Raw genomic sequence first — 15,198 nt, forward strand, 5'->3', positions numbered from 1 at the left:
GCTCAGACGGTGGTGACGACCTCGTCGTACGCGCGGCGCGGGGAACGCGGGTAGGAGGCGTCCGGGCCGGGCTTGCCGATGTTGATCACCATCAGCGGGGTGTGGTCGTCGTCGAGGAACTCCTTGCGGACGCCCTCGAAGTCGAGCCCGGTCATCGGGCCGGCGGCCAGACCGGCGGCGCGGATGCCGATGATGAAGTAGGCGGCCTGGAGGGCGGCGTTCATCCCGGCGGCGCCCTCGCGGGCCGCGCGCTCGGCGAAGAACAGGTCCTTGGCCTGCGGGAAGGCCGGGAACAGGGTCGGCAGCTCCTCGTGGAACTCGTTGTCCGCAGAGAGGATCGCGACCAGCGGGGCCGTGGAGGTCTTGGCCTTGTTGCCGTCGGCCATGTGCTGGACCAGCCGCTCGCGGGCCTCGGCCGAGCGGACCAGGGTGATGCGCAGCGGGGTCTGGTTGAAGGCGGTCGGGCCGAACTTGACCAGGTCGTAGATCGCCTGGATCTGCTCGTCGGTCACCGGCTCGTCGGTGAAGGTGTTCGCGGTGTGGGCCTCGCGGAACAGCAGGTCCTGGGCGGTGGGGTCAAGAACGAGAGACATGCGTGGACTTCCTAGCGTGGGGCGCCTGACTCCGTTCCGGACCGTGGTCCGGATCGGCTGATGTCGACGACCGTACGCGAGGAGAGGTTCAAGTTTCAACAAAAGCCGGGTCGCGGTGACCCGGCTCACAGGGGCACGCCCCCGCCACCGCGTTCACTCGCCGTCCGCCTCCCCCTCCTCGGCCAGCGCCGCGTCCAGCCGCGCCCGCGCGCCCTCCAGCCAGCGCCGGCACACCTTGGCCAGCTCCTCCCCGCGCTCCCACAGGGCGAGCGACTCCTCCAGCGTCGTACCCCCCGCCTCCAGACGTCGTACGACATCGATCAACTCGTCCCGGGCCTGCTCGTACCCGAGGGCTTCCTCAGCCTTGCTCGTCATGCGGTCTTTCCCTCTCCTCGACTCGAACCGTGAACTCGCCCTCGGCGACCCGCGCGCGCAGCACCTCCGCCGCGCCCACCTCGCCCGGATCCCGGACCGCATGCCCGTCGGCCCGCTGCAGCACCGCGTACCCCCGCTTCAGCGTCGCGGCCGGCGAGAGGGCCACCACGCGCGCGTGGGTGTGCGTCAGCTCGGAGTCGGCGCGGTCCAGCAGATGCCCCAGCGTGCGCCGGGACCGCTCGACGAGCGAGGTGACCTGATCGGCGCGCTCCTCGACCATCCGCTGCGGATCCCGGATCACCGGCCGCCCCAGAGCGTGCGCGAGCCCACGCTCCTCCCGCTCCACGAACCCCTCCACACACCGCCGCGCCCGCCCGCGCAGCATCCGCACCCGCTCCAGCTCCTCACCGACGTCCGGTACGACCTTCTTCGCGGCGTCCGTGGGAGTGGAGGCCCGCAGATCGGCCACATGGTCGAGGAGCGGATGGTCCGGCTCGTGCCCGATGGCCGAGACCACGGGCGTACGGCAGGCGGCGACCGCCCGCACCAGCTGCTCGTCGGAGAACGGCAGCAGATCCTCCACACTGCCACCGCCCCGCGCCACGACGATCACATCGACCTCGGGGATCTCGTCCAGCTCCTTCACGGCCTGGACGACCTGCGACACCGCGTGCACCCCCTGCACCGCGACATTGCGCACCTCGAAGCGGACCGCGGGCCACCGGTGCCGGGCGTTCTCCAGCACATCCCGCTCCGCGGCGGACGCCCGCCCGCACACCAGCCCGATCAGCTGCGGCAGAAACGGCAGCGGCTTCTTCCGGTCGGCCGCGAACAGCCCCTCCGCCGCCAGCGACTTCTTCAGCTGCTCGAGCCGGGCCAGCAGCTCCCCGACCCCCACCGGCCGTATCTCCACGGCCCGCAGCGACAGCTGCCCCCGCGGCGCGTACCACTCCGGCTTCGCGTGGACGACGACCCGGGCGCCCTCCCCGACGACGTCCGCGACGGTGTCGAAGACCTGCCGGTAACAGGTCACGCCCACCGAGATGTCGTGCGAGGGATCCCGCAGCGTCAGGAACACGACGCCCGCCCCCGGACGCCGCGACAACTGGGTGATCTGCCCCTCGACCCACACGGCGCCGAGCCGCTCGATCCACCCCCCGATGAGCCGGGACACCTCGCCGACGGGCAGCGGGGCGTCCGCGGACGTGTTCACAGCCATGCGACCGAGAGTATCGGCAGGCACCGACAACGCCGCCGAGCGCGTGCGGCGGGCGCGGGAGGGTACGGCGGGCGGCCTTACGAACGGTACGGCGGGCGGCCTTACGATGGGACACATGACTGCTTCGCCAGCCCGCCGCCGTGTCCTGCTCGCCGCTCCCCGGGGCTACTGCGCGGGTGTGGACCGCGCCGTGATCGCCGTCGAGAAGGCCCTGGAGCAGTACGGGGCCCCGGTCTACGTCCGGCACGAGATCGTCCACAACAAGTACGTCGTGCAGACCCTGGAGAAGAAGGGCGCGATCTTCGTCGAGCGGACCGAGGAGGTCCCGCCGGGCAACATCGTGATGTTCTCCGCGCACGGGGTCGCCCCCGTCGTCCACGAGGAGGCCGCGCGCGGGCGGCTCGCCACGATCGACGCGACCTGCCCCCTGGTCACCAAGGTCCACAAGGAAGCCGTCCGCTTCGCCCAGGACGACTACGACATCCTCCTGATCGGCCACGAGGGCCACGAGGAGGTCATCGGCACCTCCGGCGAGGCCCCCGACCACATCCAGCTCGTCGACGGCCCGGGCGATGTCGCCAAGGTGGAGGTCCGCGACCCCTCCAAGGTCGTCTGGCTGTCCCAGACCACCCTCTCGGTCGACGAGACCATGGAGACGGTCGACGCACTCAAGGAGAAGTTCCCCCAGCTCATCTCCCCGCCGAGCGACGACATCTGCTACGCCACGCAGAACCGTCAGCTCGCCGTGAAGCAGATGGGCGCCGAGGCCGAGCTGGTCATCGTGGTCGGCTCGCGCAACTCCTCCAACTCCAAGCGGCTCGTCGAGGTCGCCAAGCTCGCCGGCGCCCGCGCCTCGTACCTGGTGGACTTCGCGAGCGAGATCGACGCGGCCTGGCTGGAGGGCGTGAGCACGGTCGGTGTCACCTCCGGCGCCTCCGTCCCCGAGGTCCTCGTCGAGGAGGTCCTCGCCTTCCTCGCCGAGCACGACTACGACGACGTCGAGCTGGTCAAGGCCGCCGACGAGCACATCACCTTCTCGCTGCCCAAGGAGCTGCGCCGTGACCTCCGCGAGGAGGCGGCCGCCCTGGTGGCGGCACGCGGCGGCAGCGGTGCCGAGGACTCCTCGGGCGAGTGACGGTCAGTCGTCCGTCGTAACGTAGGGCCATGCAGATCTTCGGCGTGGACATCGGCGGATCAGGGATCAAGGGCGCCCCTGTGGACCTGGACAAGGGCGACCTGGCTCAGGAGCGCCTGAAAGTGCTCACCCCGCATCCGGCGACGCCCGATGCGGTGGCCGACGGCGTCAAGGAAGTCGTCGAGCACTTCGGCTGGACGGGACCGGTCGGCCTCACCTTCCCCGGCGTGGTCACCGGCGGCTCCCACATCCGTACGGCGGCCAACGTCGACAAGGCCTGGATCGACACCGACGCGCGCGCGTTGTTCAGTGAGCGGCTGGGCGGCCTCCCGGTGACCGTCGTCAACGACGCGGACGCGGCGGGCGTCGCCGAGATGGCCTTCGGCGCCGGCCGCGACCGCGCGGGCACGGTCATCCTGCTGACCTTCGGCACGGGCATCGGCAGCGCCGTCTTCACGGACGGCGTCCTCGTCCCCAACACCGAACTCGGCCACCTCGAACTGAACGGCCACGACGCGGAGACGCGGGCCTCCAGCAAGGCGAAGGAGGACCACGAGCTGACCTGGGAACACTGGGCCCGCCGGGTCACGAAGTACCTCGCCCACGTCGAGATGCTGTTCTCTCCGGAGCTCTTCATCATCGGCGGCGGAGTCAGCCGCAAGTCGGAGAAGTTCCTGCACTACATCGAGGGCATCAAGGCAGAGATCGTCCCGGCCCAGCTGCAGAACAACGCGGGGATCGTGGGGGCGGCGATGAGGACGACGACGAGCGGCCGGACCGACTGAGGCGGGGCCCGGCGGGGCGGTCGCGTCCCGTTGCGGCGCGGCGCGGCGCGGTCGGCCCGAGCCCGGATCGGTTGAGGAAGTACGCCCCTGCGCCGCGCGGGTCCCGGCTCGCGGTCGGGCGGCCCTGCCTCGAACGGCGCCGCCTCGTCCGGCGTGGTGGAGCGGATCAGGAAGCCCGGCCCGAGGGGCGTCGGCCCCGGCTTGCGCTCGTGGTCCGGCGGCGGGCCGCTGCCCTGCGTACGCCCCGTACCAGGACGGTCGCGGCCGCGAGCAGCGTTCCGGCGTAGAGCCAGCCGGCCTGCGTGGCCAGCGCCGTGACCAGCCCCATCAGCCGTGTCCCGAGCCCGTCCGCACCCCCGGCGACGGGCAGCAGCCCCACCGCGAAGGCGATCGGCACGACGACGGGCGCCGACAGCAGATCCCCCGGGCGCACCCACAGCGCGACCAGCAGGGACACCGGCAGGAACAGAACGCCGTACGCGGTCAGCGAGCTGCCGAACAGCAGCTCGTCCACACCCCCGACCACGAACATCACCAACCCTCCGAACAGCCCGCTCCCCAGCCCGGTGAGCCGCGGATTCGGCCACCGCGCCCCGGCCGCTCCGGCGGACCTGGACGGGAACGGGGGCGTGCCGGAGGCGGTGGAAGCACGACCGGTGGGGGAGGGACGACGAGCGGGGGAGGGACGACGGGTGGGAGAGGAGCGCCCACGGGAGGAGCGCCCACTGGAGGGGCGCCCGCTGGTGGAGGGACCGCCACGGCGAACGGGCCCGCCACCGGGGCTGAGCCCGCCATGGGGGGAGGGGCGACGGTCGGCTGAGGATCCGCTGCCCGGGGAAGGGCGGTCACCAGGAAAGTGCCTGTCACCCGGGAAGGGGCGGTCGCCAGGAACGGGCCCGCCACCCGGGGAGGGACGACCGCCAGAGGAAGACCGTCGGCCGAAGGCAGCACGCTGACCGGCGGAGGGCGGGGCGCCCCCGGACGGCACGGCGTCCGAGGACGGCCGCAGGCCTGCCGAGGGTCGGGGACTTGTGGACGCCCGCAGGCCTGTCGACGGCCTTGGGCCTCCGGACGGCCCGGGACCCTCGCCCGGCCCAAGACTTACAGCCTGCCTGGGACCTGCAGCCTGCCCGGGACCTGCAGACGGCTCAGGATCTCCAGACGGACCGGGACCTGCGGACGGACCGGGACCTGCGGACGGTCGTCGACCGGCGAAGGGTCGCGCGTCCGGTGTCGGATCCCGGCCCTCCTCCGCCCGCTGGGCCACGACCGGCGCCGGGCGGGAAGCCCCTGACAGGTGCCGTGCCCTCGACCGGGCGGGCAACTTCGTAGGCCGGGGCGGCTCCGACGGGCGAGGCGGCACCGAGTGTCGGCCGTTCCCCGCGTCGGCACACGCCGGCCCATACCCCCTCCCGCCTGCGGAATCCCGTACGGAACCCCGTACCGAACCCGCTGCGAAATCCCGTACCGAACCCGCCGCGGAACCTCGTGCCGAACCCCCTACGGAACCCGCTGCGAAATCCCCGGTCGAACCCCGGGCGGAATCCCCTTCAGAACCTTCCGTCGGCTCCCCGCCCCCCTCCAGCCGTGGCCGCAGCTCAAAGTGGGCCTCCGCCTCCGACTCCGCCGCCACCCGCGTCCCGGGCCTCACCCCCGACGAGGTTTCCCGGGCCGTCTGAGGTGGCAGCGGCGGTGGCGAAGCCGGCTCGCGGCGCGGCGCGCTCTGCGGGGATCGCGTCCTGTGTTGCTCCACTGCACCAACTTAGGTCGGTTTATGTGCCGAATCCGGTGTCGGACACGCCGGGGAACGGACGTCGGCCACGCGTTCGGGAGGGCCGCAGGCCCGGTGCCCGGCACGCCGTAAACTGGTGGATCGGTCGGCCTCTCGGCCCGCCCCCGGCCCTCTCACCACGGGAACCGGCCCCCTGGCCCTCTGACTACGGGAAGTCGCAACGTGTCGCTCACGATCGGAATCGTCGGTCTGCCGAATGTCGGCAAGTCGACCCTGTTCAACGCCCTGACCAAGAACGACGTGCTGGCGGCCAACTACCCGTTCGCCACGATCGAGCCGAACGTCGGCGTGGTCGGCGTCCCCGACGCCCGCCTCACCAAGCTGGCCGGGATCTTCTCCTCCCAGCGGATCCTCCCGGCGACGGTCGACTTCGTCGACATCGCCGGCATCGTGCGCGGCGCCTCCGAGGGCGAGGGCCTCGGCAACAAGTTCCTGGCGAACATCCGCGAGTCCGACGCGATCTGCCAGGTCATCCGCGCCTTCAAGGACGAGAACGTCGTGCACGTCGACGGCAAGGTCTCGCCCAAGGACGACATCGAGACGATCAACACCGAGCTGATCCTGGCCGACCTCCAGACGATCGAGAAGGTCCTTCCGCGCCTCCAGAAGGAGTCGCGCATCAAGAAGGACGTGGCCCCGAAGGTCAAGGCCGTCGAGGAGGCCAAGGAGATCCTGGAGAAGGGCGACACCCTGTTCTCCCAGGGCATCGTCCAGGGCGGCGAGCGCGCCGAGCTCCTGCACGACCTGCACCTGCTCACCACCAAGCCGTTCCTCTACGTCTTCAACGTCGACGAGGACGAGCTGACCGACGACGGCTTCAAGGACGAGCAGCGCGCCCTGGTCGCCCCGGCCGAGGCGATCTTCCTCAACGCCAAGCTGGAGGCGGACCTCGCCGAGCTGGACGAGGCGGACGCCATGGAGCTGCTGGAGTCGGTCGGCGCCGAGGAGCCCGGCCTCGCGACCCTCGCCCGCGTCGGCTTCGACACCCTCGGCCTCCAGACGTACCTCACGGCCGGCCCCAAGGAATCCCGCGCCTGGACCATCAAGAAGGGCGCGACGGCCCCCGAGGCGGCCGGTGTCATCCACACCGACTTCCAGAAGGGCTTCATCAAGGCCGAGGTCATCTCCTTCGCCGACCTGGTGGAGACCGGCTCGGTCGCCGAGGCCCGCGCCAAGGGCAAGGCCCGCATGGAGGGCAAGGACTACATCATGCAGGACGGCGACGTCGTAGAGTTCCGGTTCAACGTTTAGTTTTCGCCGCCGCTCTCTGTCCTCTTCGGGGACCGGCTCGGCAGGTCTCCTGCGTGTGATGTGCTGCTGTGATCAGAACTGTCTCGCGGATACGAGTGGAGACTGGGCGTGGAGACTGGGCGCCCTCGGCCGGCCCGAGCCTGCCGCCAAGGGCTCGGAAGCCGCCTGTTGCATTCGTCACTCTGGCCTCCCCGTTGGCGTCTATGCCGGGTGGCTACAACACGGGATCGCCGGTTGGCCAAACCGGCGCTTCTCCTGATCATTGTCTGCGTCGTTGACGGACATTGCGATCTCCCTGTCTGCGCCAGGCGACGTCTGCGTGCGTGCGCGATGGAGGGGGAAAGCGCCTGGTCAGTCCGGGGACCAGAGTTGGGGACCAGAGCATGGTGCGAACTCACGCCGTGGCTGGCCTTGGCGAACCGGCCTCTTGATCCAGTGGCGGCTCTTGGACGTGCGCCACGGCTGCCCCGCCGACGTTGAGACGGGCCCTCTGGTCTCCAAAGCACGAGGGCGCGCGACGTTGCCTTGGGGACCAGTTCTGGGGGACCAGTGACCGGTGCACGGACTTGCCTCGCAGTGTCGGCCCTGGTGAAAGGCAGGGGGCCGGGGCATGTTCTCCACCACTGGCCTGCGGCCCCTGCTGGCCGAGCGGGGCATCGACCTGTCGCCGAGCCAGGTCTAACGCCTGGTGGTCGAGAAGCCTGAGCGGCTCAGCCTGAAGACGCTGGTGGCGCTGATGGACATCCTCGACTGCCGGATGGAGGAGCTCATCGAGCCGGTGGCCGCCGCTTCCCCGGCGCGTCGGCGCGCTGCTGGTGACGGCGGAGAGGAGGGGGTGGGCTCGTTCAGGCCCCGGCGGGCCCGCATCGTGAAGGATTCGGACGGGTGAGCACGGCCGACGAGCTGTCGGGGTACGCCGCTGACCCGGACGGAGTGATCCTCCGGGCGGTGCTGTGCGCCGAGCCGGCGCTGGGGACGGATGTCGTGGCGAGGGTGGTGGCGCAGGTGGCGCCGGACCGGACGCGGCGCCGCCGTCTTGCCCGGGGTCTTCAGGAGGACCCCGGTCTGCTGACGTCCGGCCGGCCGCAGGGCCCGCGCATCGTCGGGGACCTGATCGCCGCGCTGCGGCGGGCGGGGGCCGTGCGCGTGGTGCCGGCTGGCTGCGGGAGCTGCGGCCGACAGAGGCCGCTGCCTTACATCAAGGGGACGGTTCGGATCTGCGGGACCTGTGGGCACCGGCGATTTTCGCGCCGGGAGGTGTGCAGCGTCTGCGGGGTGGCACGGTCGGTGGCCCGCCGGGACCGGCAGGGGCGCAGCCAGTGTGCGCAGTGTGCCCGGAGGGATGATCCCGACCAGTACCCGGCTACGGTGCTCGCTCATCTGGTCCGGCTGGACACGGGCCTGGACGAGGCGACGCTGAAGGAGGTACTGCGGCAGGCAGCGCCCAAGCCGTTCGCCGTCCGCAGACTCACCTGCGAGCTGGAGACCGTTCCCTCGCTCCTCACCGGCGACGGTGCCCGCGGCTCGGCCCACCTCCTCACTCCCGCGATCCCCGCCCGCCACGGCCTGTGCGAAACCTGCGCCGCACCCGACCGCCTTCGCGAACTCCTCGGTGACGACCGCGGCATCGTGGCCCCGGGTTTGGAACCCGTCTTCCGTGCTCTTGCTGGCGGCAAACCGTCCTCGGTACTGGAGTGGCTGAACAGACCCGGGCGGGCCGCGCTGCTCAGCCAGATCCGCAACACTGGCATGCCGGTCACCCACGGCATGCTCGACCAGCTCGCCCCGGCCGACCGCACCCGTATGCTCCGCATGATCCTCGTCGCCACCCACGTGCTGCCCGAACGCGACGAGCAACTCGCCGCGCTGGAACGCTGGGTCTCCCAGTTCCTCAAGAACACCACCGATCCTGTCGAGCGCCGGCTCCTGCACGCCTTCGTCACCTGGCACTACCTGCGTCGCCTGCGCCGCAAGCACCACCCCGGCCGCCCTCTGTCACCTCACACCGCGGCCAACGTCCGCTACTGCCTCGCCCAGTCCGCCCAGTTCCTCAAGTGGCTGCGCGAGCACGGAGCCCCGCTCGCTGCCTGCAGCCAGCACGACATCGACACCTGGCTCGCCGAGGGCACCGTGATGCGGTTCAAGGCCTGCGGCTTCGTCCGCTGGGCCGCGTGCCACAACCACATCCGCCGCCCAGTCGCCTTCCCACCGATGCCCAGCGCCAAGCCGTACCGGACGCTGCCCGACGATGCCGACCGCTGGCGCCTGGTCCACCGCTTCCTGCACGACGACTCCATCGCCGCTGTCGACCGCGTCGCCGGCCTCCTCGTACTTCTGTACGGCCAGCCCCTCACCAAGATCGCCGCTCTCACCACCGACCAGGTCCTCATCACCGGCGTAGGCATCCGTCTTGCCCTCGGCCCCCACCCTGTCACCGTCCCTCCACCACTGGACCAGCTCCTGATCCACCTCGCCGAAGACCGCGACGGAGCCCTTGCGCTCGGCCGGAGCACGGACCACTCCTGGCTCCTGCCCGGTACCCACCCGGGCCGCCCTCGCAGCCCCCGCCAACTGCGCACGCGCCTCGCGTCCTACGGCCTGCCCTCCCGGCGCGGACGCAACAGCGCGCTGATGGACCTCGCGGCGCAGATGCCCCCCCGCCGTCCTCAGCGAGGTCCTCGGCGTCTCCATCGGAGCGGCCACTGGCTGGGCCGCCGCCGCGGGTGGCCCCCGCGCCCAGTACGCCGCCGAACTCAGCCAACGCTCCAAGAGCTGATCCCGTCAGTGGCGGGAACCGAGTGCCGGCCACCATGACAGTGGCTGACCACCTTGATGCCGCCTCAGAGCGGCCCTGGCAACCGCTGCCCTATGTTTCCGTATCGGCGGGGTCTGCGGCTGTCCGTTGTGCAAGGGGCCAGGGCCTCTCCGGTCAGCGGGGAGTGATACCGGAGAGGCCCTGGCGATTTGAGAGGGGACGCTCGCCCCCGAGGGGGGGGACCGTTAGGCCTTGAGCCAGACCGCGCGGTCCGGTTCCAGAAGTCCGTCCGTTATCGGGCCGCTGGCGAGCAGGATCGCGGTGTGGTCCGGGAGGCGGTAGGCCAAGTCCGACAGGTTGACCACGCAGATGAAGCCGGGCTCGCGGCGGAAGGCAAGGACTCCTGCGGGGGCGTCGAGCCAGGTCATGGTGCCGTCGCCGAGAGCGGGGTGGTCGCGGCGCAGGCGGAGGGCGGTGCGGTACAGCTCCAGCATCGACGTCTCGTCGCCGGTCTGTGCCTCCACGGTGAGCTGGTTCCAGTTCGCGGGCTGGGGCAGCCAGGGGGCGGCGTAGGCGTCCTCGGGGCTGAAGCCGAACGGCTCCGCCTGACCGGACCAGGGGATGGGGACGCGGCAGCCGTCGCGGCCCTTGTCGGTGTGGCCGGAGCGTTCCCAGATGGGGTCCTCGAGAACGGACTCGGGCAGGTCCTCGACCTCGGGGAGGCCGAGTTCGTCGCCCTGGTAGATGTAGGCGCCGCCGGGCAGCGCGAGCATGAGGAGGGCTGCAGCGCGGGCGCGGAGGGTGCCGAGTTCGAGGTCGACGGTGCCCTGGGGCTGGTAGCGCTCGTTGGGGACCCAGCGTGCGACGGTCTTGCGGGCGTAGCGGCTGGTGTGGCGCATGACGTCGTGGTTGGAAAGCACCCAGGTGGCCGGTGCGCCGACGCCGCTGAGCATGGCGAGGGAGTCGTCGATGACCGTGCGGAGGTCTTTGGGGTCCCAGCTGGCCATGAGGAAGTCGAAGTTGAACGCGGTGTGCAGGCCACCGGGGCGGACGTAGGCGGCGAGGCGCTCGGGGGTGTCGGCCCAGGCTTCGGCGACGAAGGCCCGGTCGCCGTCGAACCCGTCGGCGACCTTGCGCCAGGCGCGGTAGATGGCATGGACCTCGTCGCGGTCCCAGTGCGGGTGCTCGACGTGGTGGAGTCGCTGCCCGTCTGCCGTGTCGGAGCGCGGGGGCAGGTCGGGCAGTTCGGGGTCCTTGACGAGTCCATGGGCGACATCGATGCGGAACCCGTCGACACCCCGGTCGAACCAGAACCGCAGGATGGACTCGAACTCGGCGTGGACGTCGGGATGCTGCCAGTTGAGGTCGGGCTGTTCGGGGGCGTACAGGTGCAGGTACCACTCGCCGTCGGGCAGACGGGTCCAGGCCGGGCCGCCGAAGCAGGAGACCCAGTTGTTGGGCGGCTGGGTGCCGTCGGGGCCGCGCCCGGGCCGGAAGACGTAACGGTCGCGCTCCGGGCTGCCGGGGCCTGCGTCCAGTGCCGCCTGGAACCAGGCGTGCTCATCGGAGGTGTGGTTCGGGACGATGTCGGGGATGATGCGGATCCCGTGCTCGTGGGCTTCGGCGATGAGCTGCTCGGCGTCGGCGACTGTGCCGAACAGCGGGTCGATGGCGCGGAAGTCGGCGACGTCGTAGCCGCCGTCGGCCATCGGGGACTTGTACCAGGGGTTGATCCACAGGGCGTCCACGCCGAGCGACTTCAGGTACGGCAGGCGGGAGCGCAGGCCGGTGATGTCGCCGACGCCGTCGCCGTCGCCGTCGGCGAAGCTGCGGATGTAGACCTGGTAGATGACGGCGGAGCGCCACCAGGGCGTGGAGGAAGGCATGGTGCTGAAGCGTCCTTTCAAGGGGGCATGGTGAGGGCCGGGCCGGAAGGAGCAGCTGCCTGGCCGCGCCCGTGCTCAGGCCGACGGGGCCGGAGCGCACGGGCGTGACGTGCGTGGGGTCACTTCAGGCCGGTGGTGGCGATGCCGGCGACGAAGTGGCGCTGGAAGAGCAGGAAGACGATCATCACGGGGAGCAGGACGACGACGCTGCCGGCGAGGAGGATGCCGAAGCGGGTGAAGTCCTGTCCGCCGCTGGCGAGGGCGAGTCCGACGGGGAGGGTGTACTGGCTTTCGTTCTGGGCGACGACCAGTGGCCACAGGAAGTTGTTCCAGGAGCCGAGGAAGGTGATGATCCCCAGGGTGGCCAGGGCCGGTCGGGTCAGCGGCAGGATGATCTTCCAGTAGATGGCCAGTTCGCGGCAGCCGTCGACGCGGGCGGCGTCGATGAGTTCGTCGGGCAGGCCGGAGATGAACTGCCGCATCAGGAACACCCCGAAGGGGGTGGCCAGGAACGGCAGGATCAGCCCGAGCAGGGAGCCGGTCAGTTTCAGGTTGGCCACCAGCACGTACAGCGGGACGAAGGTGGCCAGGCCCGGCACCATCAGGGTGGCGATGACGAGGGTGAACACGGCGCGCCGCCCGCGGAACTCCAGTTTGGCCAGGGCGTAGCCGAGCATCGAGCAGAACAGCAGGTTCCCGGCGGTGACGGCCGCGGCCACGATCGCCGAGTTGGCGAACATGCTCGTGAAGTCGAGGTTGCTGAACAGCTCCCGGTAGTTCGCCAGCGTGGGGTGGGTGGGGATCAGGACGGGCGGGACCTTGCGGATGTCCGCCTCGGGTTTGAACGCCCCGGACAGCATCCACAGGAACGGGGCGATCATGAGCAGCAGGAGGCCGGCGAGAGGCAGGTAGAGCCAGGGATGGCCCCATTCCTGGCGGATGCGCCGGCGGCGCTGTGCCTGGTCGGTGTGCGGCGGCGCGGGGGCGGTGGTGAGGGTGGTCATGGGGCATCAGTCCTTGTCGCGCAGCACGCGGAACTGCAGCACGGTGAGAGCGATGATCAGGACGAAGACGACGTAGCCGGCGGCCGAGGCGACGTCGTAGTTGCCGTTGCCGAACTGTTTGTAGGCGTACATCGTGGCGGACAGGGTGGAGTCCAGCGGGCCGCCGTCGGTCATGACGAACGGCTCGTCGAAGAACTGCAGGTAGCCGATGCCGGTGGTCACCGCGGTCAGCAGCAGGGCGGGGCGCAGCAGCGGAAAGGTGACGCGCCAGAACCGCTGCCAGGCCCCGGCGCCGTCGAGTTCGGCCGCCTCCATCAGGGACTGTGGCACCGACTGCAGCCCGGCCAACATGATGATCATGACAGTGCCGAGGTTGCGCCATACCGCCATGAGGATCATGACCGGCAGGGCGAAGCGGGTGTCGGCCAGCCAGGCGGGGCCGTCGATCCCGAACCAAGCGAGGACGGTGTTGACCAGACCGGCCCGTGGTTCGAGGAGGGTCTTCCACACGACGGCGACGGCGACGACGCTGGTGATCACCGGGAGGTAGAAGCCGACCCGGAAGACGGCGCGGAAGCGGCGGATTCCGTGGTTGAGGACGACCGCGGCCGCCAGGCCGGCCGCCAGGGTGAGGGGTAGGCCGACCAGGACGAAGACGGCGGTGTTGCGCAGGGCGTGACGGAACTGCTCGTCCTCGAAGAGCCGGACGTAGTTGTCGAAGCCGATGAACGACACGTTCAGCGGAGTGCGCAGGTCGGCGCTTTGGGTGTCGGTCAGGCTCATCACCAGGGACCAGACGACCGGCAGCAGCATGAAGGCGAGGAACAGGGCGAGGAACGGGGCGGCGAGGATCCACGCCGCGCGGGCCTGGCGGCCGTGCGGGGTCCGTCCGAGCCTCAGGATGCGGCGGCGGTCCGTCGACGCGGGGCCGGTGGCGGGCTGTTCGTGGGTTTCCCGTCCGGGAAGGGTGTTCGTGGGCATGAGGGTCATCCGTCCGTGCGGGGGATGCCGCGGCCGGTCAGCGGCCGGTGCCGATGCTGCTGGCCTTGGACTGCAGCGTCTGCTGCACCTTGGCGACGGTGGTCTTGCCGTAGGCGAGCTGCTCCAGCTGGGAGTCGATGACGTCGGCGATCTGCTGCCAGGTGGTGATCGCCGGGGGCGCCTTGGTGACCTTCAGCTGGGCCTGGAAGGCGGCCATCTTGGGGTCCTGGTTCAGCTTCCCCTGCGACCAGGACTGTACGGCCGCGGGCAGGTTGCCGGTGGCGTCCGCGTACGTGGCGAGGTTCTTCGGCTCGGCGAGGAACTTGACGAACTTCCAGGCCGCGTCGGAGTTCTTGGCGTCCTTGAAGACGGCCAAGTCGCTGCCGCCGGCCAGACCGGCCGACTGCGTGCCCTTGGGCAGCGGCATGGTCTGCCACTTGCTGTCGAGGGCCGGGGCGTTGAGGTGGAGGTTGCCGCCCGTGCTGGCGCCCTGCTGCAGGGTGCCGAGCAGTCCGTCCTGGAAGCCCTGGTTCTGGTCGGTCTTGTCGGTCGGCGCCAGTCCGTCCTTGAAGATGGTGCCGTAGTACTGCAGGGCCTTGGTCACCGCGGGGGAGTCGAAGGTGAACTTCTTGGTCTGGGGGTCGTAGATGTCGCCGCCCTGCTGCCACACCATCGGCAGCCAGAACAGCCAGGAGTTGAAGCCCATCAGCAGGCCGGTGGCATTGCGCAGCTTGGGGTTCTGCTTGCCCGCGGTGGCCTGAACGGCCTTCAGGTCCTTCAGGTAGCCGTCCCAGTCGTCGGCCGGGGCTCCCTTGATACCGGCCTTGGTGGTGATATCGGTCCGGTAGTAGATCACCGAGGTGTCGGCGATGAACGGCACCCCGTAGGCGGTGTTCTTGTACTTCGTTGTGTCCCACTGGCCGGGGAAGAACGCGGACGACTCGAACGAGGCGGGGGTCGCCTGGAAGCCGTTCATGGAAGCCATCTCGGCCATCCAGGTGGAGCCGATCAGCGACAGGTCGGGGGTGTTGCCGCCTGCGATCGCGGTGGTCAGCTTCTCGTGGGCGGCGTCCCACGGCACGGCGGTGATCTGGATCTTCACGTCCGGGTTCTGCTGCTGGAACGTCGCGGCCAGGCTCTTGAGGGCCTTGTCGGGGTCGCCCATCGACCACATGACCAGCTTGCCCTTGGCCTTCCCGGTGCCGAGCGTCGCCGGGGCGTCGGTGCCGGGCTCAGAGTCGGCGGACCGGCCGCAGGCGGTGGCCAGCAAGGCGGCGGTGATGGTGACGCACACGGCTTGCACGGTTCTGGTGGTGGATCGGGAGGTGGTACGCATCGTGCGGCTCCTTTGCGGTTGAACAGTCCTGCGGAAGGCGGCCAGTAGGCCAGCCCGGGTGGAACGGCATGCGAGAGGGGGGAAGG

At 70.5% G+C, this 15,198-nt stretch carries 12 protein-coding genes and 1 pseudogene; 5 read left to right on the top strand and 8 right to left on the bottom strand.

Going from position 1 to position 15,198, the window contains the following annotated elements:
* Positions 1 to 2: 2 nt before the first annotated feature.
* The 3 genes from ACYQ8Q_RS29720 to xseA form a co-directional block, all read right to left on the bottom strand.
* The gene (locus ACYQ8Q_RS29720; protein WP_460069049.1) at positions 3 to 593 is read right to left on the bottom strand and encodes a malonic semialdehyde reductase; all 591 of its coding nucleotides are present in this window, start codon (positions 591 to 593) and stop codon (positions 3 to 5) included.
* Positions 594 to 746: 153 nt separating this feature from the next.
* On the bottom strand, positions 747 to 968 hold the full coding sequence (locus ACYQ8Q_RS29725; RefSeq protein ID WP_055639039.1) for an exodeoxyribonuclease VII small subunit: 222 nt from the start codon (positions 966 to 968) through the stop codon (positions 747 to 749).
* Complete coding sequence (gene xseA, locus ACYQ8Q_RS29730; protein WP_460069052.1) at positions 952 to 2,187, bottom strand: exodeoxyribonuclease VII large subunit; 1,236 nt, start codon at positions 2,185 to 2,187, stop codon at positions 952 to 954. Before xseA ends, ACYQ8Q_RS29725 begins: the two co-directional genes overlap by 17 nt.
* Before the next feature lie 115 nt (positions 2,188 to 2,302).
* On the opposite strand from xseA, the gene ACYQ8Q_RS29735 reads away from it, so the two are divergent.
* Positions 2,303 to 3,322: a 4-hydroxy-3-methylbut-2-enyl diphosphate reductase gene (locus tag ACYQ8Q_RS29735; RefSeq protein ID WP_460069054.1), complete on the top strand. Its 1,020-nt coding sequence runs from the start codon at positions 2,303 to 2,305 to the stop codon at positions 3,320 to 3,322.
* A gap of 29 nt (positions 3,323 to 3,351) precedes the next feature.
* On the top strand, positions 3,352 to 4,107 hold the full coding sequence (gene ppgK / locus ACYQ8Q_RS29740) for a polyphosphate--glucose phosphotransferase (protein WP_460069057.1): 756 nt from the start codon (positions 3,352 to 3,354) through the stop codon (positions 4,105 to 4,107).
* Between the two features lie 166 nt (positions 4,108 to 4,273).
* Here the strand turns inward: ppgK and ACYQ8Q_RS29745 are convergent, their stop codons facing one another.
* On the bottom strand, positions 4,274 to 4,639 hold the full coding sequence (locus tag ACYQ8Q_RS29745) for a DUF6542 domain-containing protein (protein WP_460069060.1): 366 nt from the start codon (positions 4,637 to 4,639) through the stop codon (positions 4,274 to 4,276).
* A gap of 1,422 nt (positions 4,640 to 6,061) precedes the next feature.
* Between ACYQ8Q_RS29745 and ychF the strand changes: the two genes are divergently transcribed.
* The 3 genes and pseudogenes from ychF to ACYQ8Q_RS29760 all read left to right on the top strand — a co-directional run bounded on the left by ychF (position 6,062) and on the right by ACYQ8Q_RS29760 (position 9,964).
* A complete protein-coding gene (gene ychF / locus ACYQ8Q_RS29750) occupies positions 6,062 to 7,150 on the top strand; it encodes a redox-regulated ATPase YchF (protein ID WP_460069063.1) in 1,089 nt (362 codons plus the stop codon).
* A 610-nt stretch (positions 7,151 to 7,760) separates the two neighbouring features.
* Positions 7,761 to 8,039: pseudogene (locus ACYQ8Q_RS29755) on the top strand (helix-turn-helix domain-containing protein).
* The gene (locus ACYQ8Q_RS29760) at positions 8,036 to 9,964 is read left to right on the top strand and encodes a hypothetical protein (protein ID WP_460069065.1); all 1,929 of its coding nucleotides are present in this window, start codon (positions 8,036 to 8,038) and stop codon (positions 9,962 to 9,964) included. Before ACYQ8Q_RS29755 ends, ACYQ8Q_RS29760 begins: the two are co-directional and overlap by 4 nt.
* Positions 9,965 to 10,150: 186 nt before the next feature.
* On the opposite strand, the gene ACYQ8Q_RS29765 is transcribed toward ACYQ8Q_RS29760, so the two are convergent.
* The 4 genes from ACYQ8Q_RS29765 to ACYQ8Q_RS29780 form a co-directional block, all read right to left on the bottom strand.
* Positions 10,151 to 11,791 carry a glycoside hydrolase family 13 protein gene (locus tag ACYQ8Q_RS29765; RefSeq protein WP_460069068.1) on the bottom strand — a complete coding sequence of 547 codons (1,641 nt, stop codon included), beginning with the start codon at positions 11,789 to 11,791 and terminating at the stop codon, positions 10,151 to 10,153.
* 119 nt (positions 11,792 to 11,910) lie between these two features.
* Positions 11,911 to 12,795: a carbohydrate ABC transporter permease gene (locus ACYQ8Q_RS29770; protein ID WP_460069071.1), complete on the bottom strand. Its 885-nt coding sequence runs from the start codon at positions 12,793 to 12,795 to the stop codon at positions 11,911 to 11,913.
* A 6-nt stretch (positions 12,796 to 12,801) separates the two neighbouring features.
* Positions 12,802 to 13,776: a carbohydrate ABC transporter permease gene (locus ACYQ8Q_RS29775; protein WP_460069073.1), complete on the bottom strand. Its 975-nt coding sequence runs from the start codon at positions 13,774 to 13,776 to the stop codon at positions 12,802 to 12,804.
* 37 nt (positions 13,777 to 13,813) lie between these two features.
* The gene (locus tag ACYQ8Q_RS29780) at positions 13,814 to 15,112 is read right to left on the bottom strand and encodes an extracellular solute-binding protein (protein ID WP_460069074.1); all 1,299 of its coding nucleotides are present in this window, start codon (positions 15,110 to 15,112) and stop codon (positions 13,814 to 13,816) included.
* Positions 15,113 to 15,198 lie beyond the last annotated feature (86 nt).

This window comes from Streptomyces sp. YKOK-I1, from assembly GCF_054660435.1.

Bases quoted from the DNA above. Each gene is read 5' to 3' on its own strand.
- ACYQ8Q_RS29765 (WP_460069068.1), bottom strand. From the start codon at position 11,791: ATGCCTTCCTCCACGCCCTGGTGGCGCTCCGCCGTCATCTACCAGGTC.
- ppgK (WP_460069057.1), top strand. From the start codon at position 3,352: ATGCAGATCTTCGGCGTGGACATCGGCGGATCAGGGATCAAGGGCGCC.
- ACYQ8Q_RS29735 (WP_460069054.1), top strand. From the start codon at position 2,303: ATGACTGCTTCGCCAGCCCGCCGCCGTGTCCTGCTCGCCGCTCCCCGG.
- ACYQ8Q_RS29720 (WP_460069049.1), bottom strand. From the start codon at position 593: ATGTCTCTCGTTCTTGACCCCACCGCCCAGGACCTGCTGTTCCGCGAG.
- ACYQ8Q_RS29775 (WP_460069073.1), bottom strand. From the start codon at position 13,776: ATGCCCACGAACACCCTTCCCGGACGGGAAACCCACGAACAGCCCGCC.
- ACYQ8Q_RS29780 (WP_460069074.1), bottom strand. From the start codon at position 15,112: ATGCGTACCACCTCCCGATCCACCACCAGAACCGTGCAAGCCGTGTGC.
- ACYQ8Q_RS29770 (WP_460069071.1), bottom strand. From the start codon at position 12,795: ATGACCACCCTCACCACCGCCCCCGCGCCGCCGCACACCGACCAGGCA.
- ACYQ8Q_RS29725 (WP_055639039.1), bottom strand. From the start codon at position 968: ATGACGAGCAAGGCTGAGGAAGCCCTCGGGTACGAGCAGGCCCGGGAC.
- ACYQ8Q_RS29745 (WP_460069060.1), bottom strand. From the start codon at position 4,639: ATGTTCGTGGTCGGGGGTGTGGACGAGCTGCTGTTCGGCAGCTCGCTG.
- xseA (WP_460069052.1), bottom strand. From the start codon at position 2,187: ATGGCTGTGAACACGTCCGCGGACGCCCCGCTGCCCGTCGGCGAGGTG.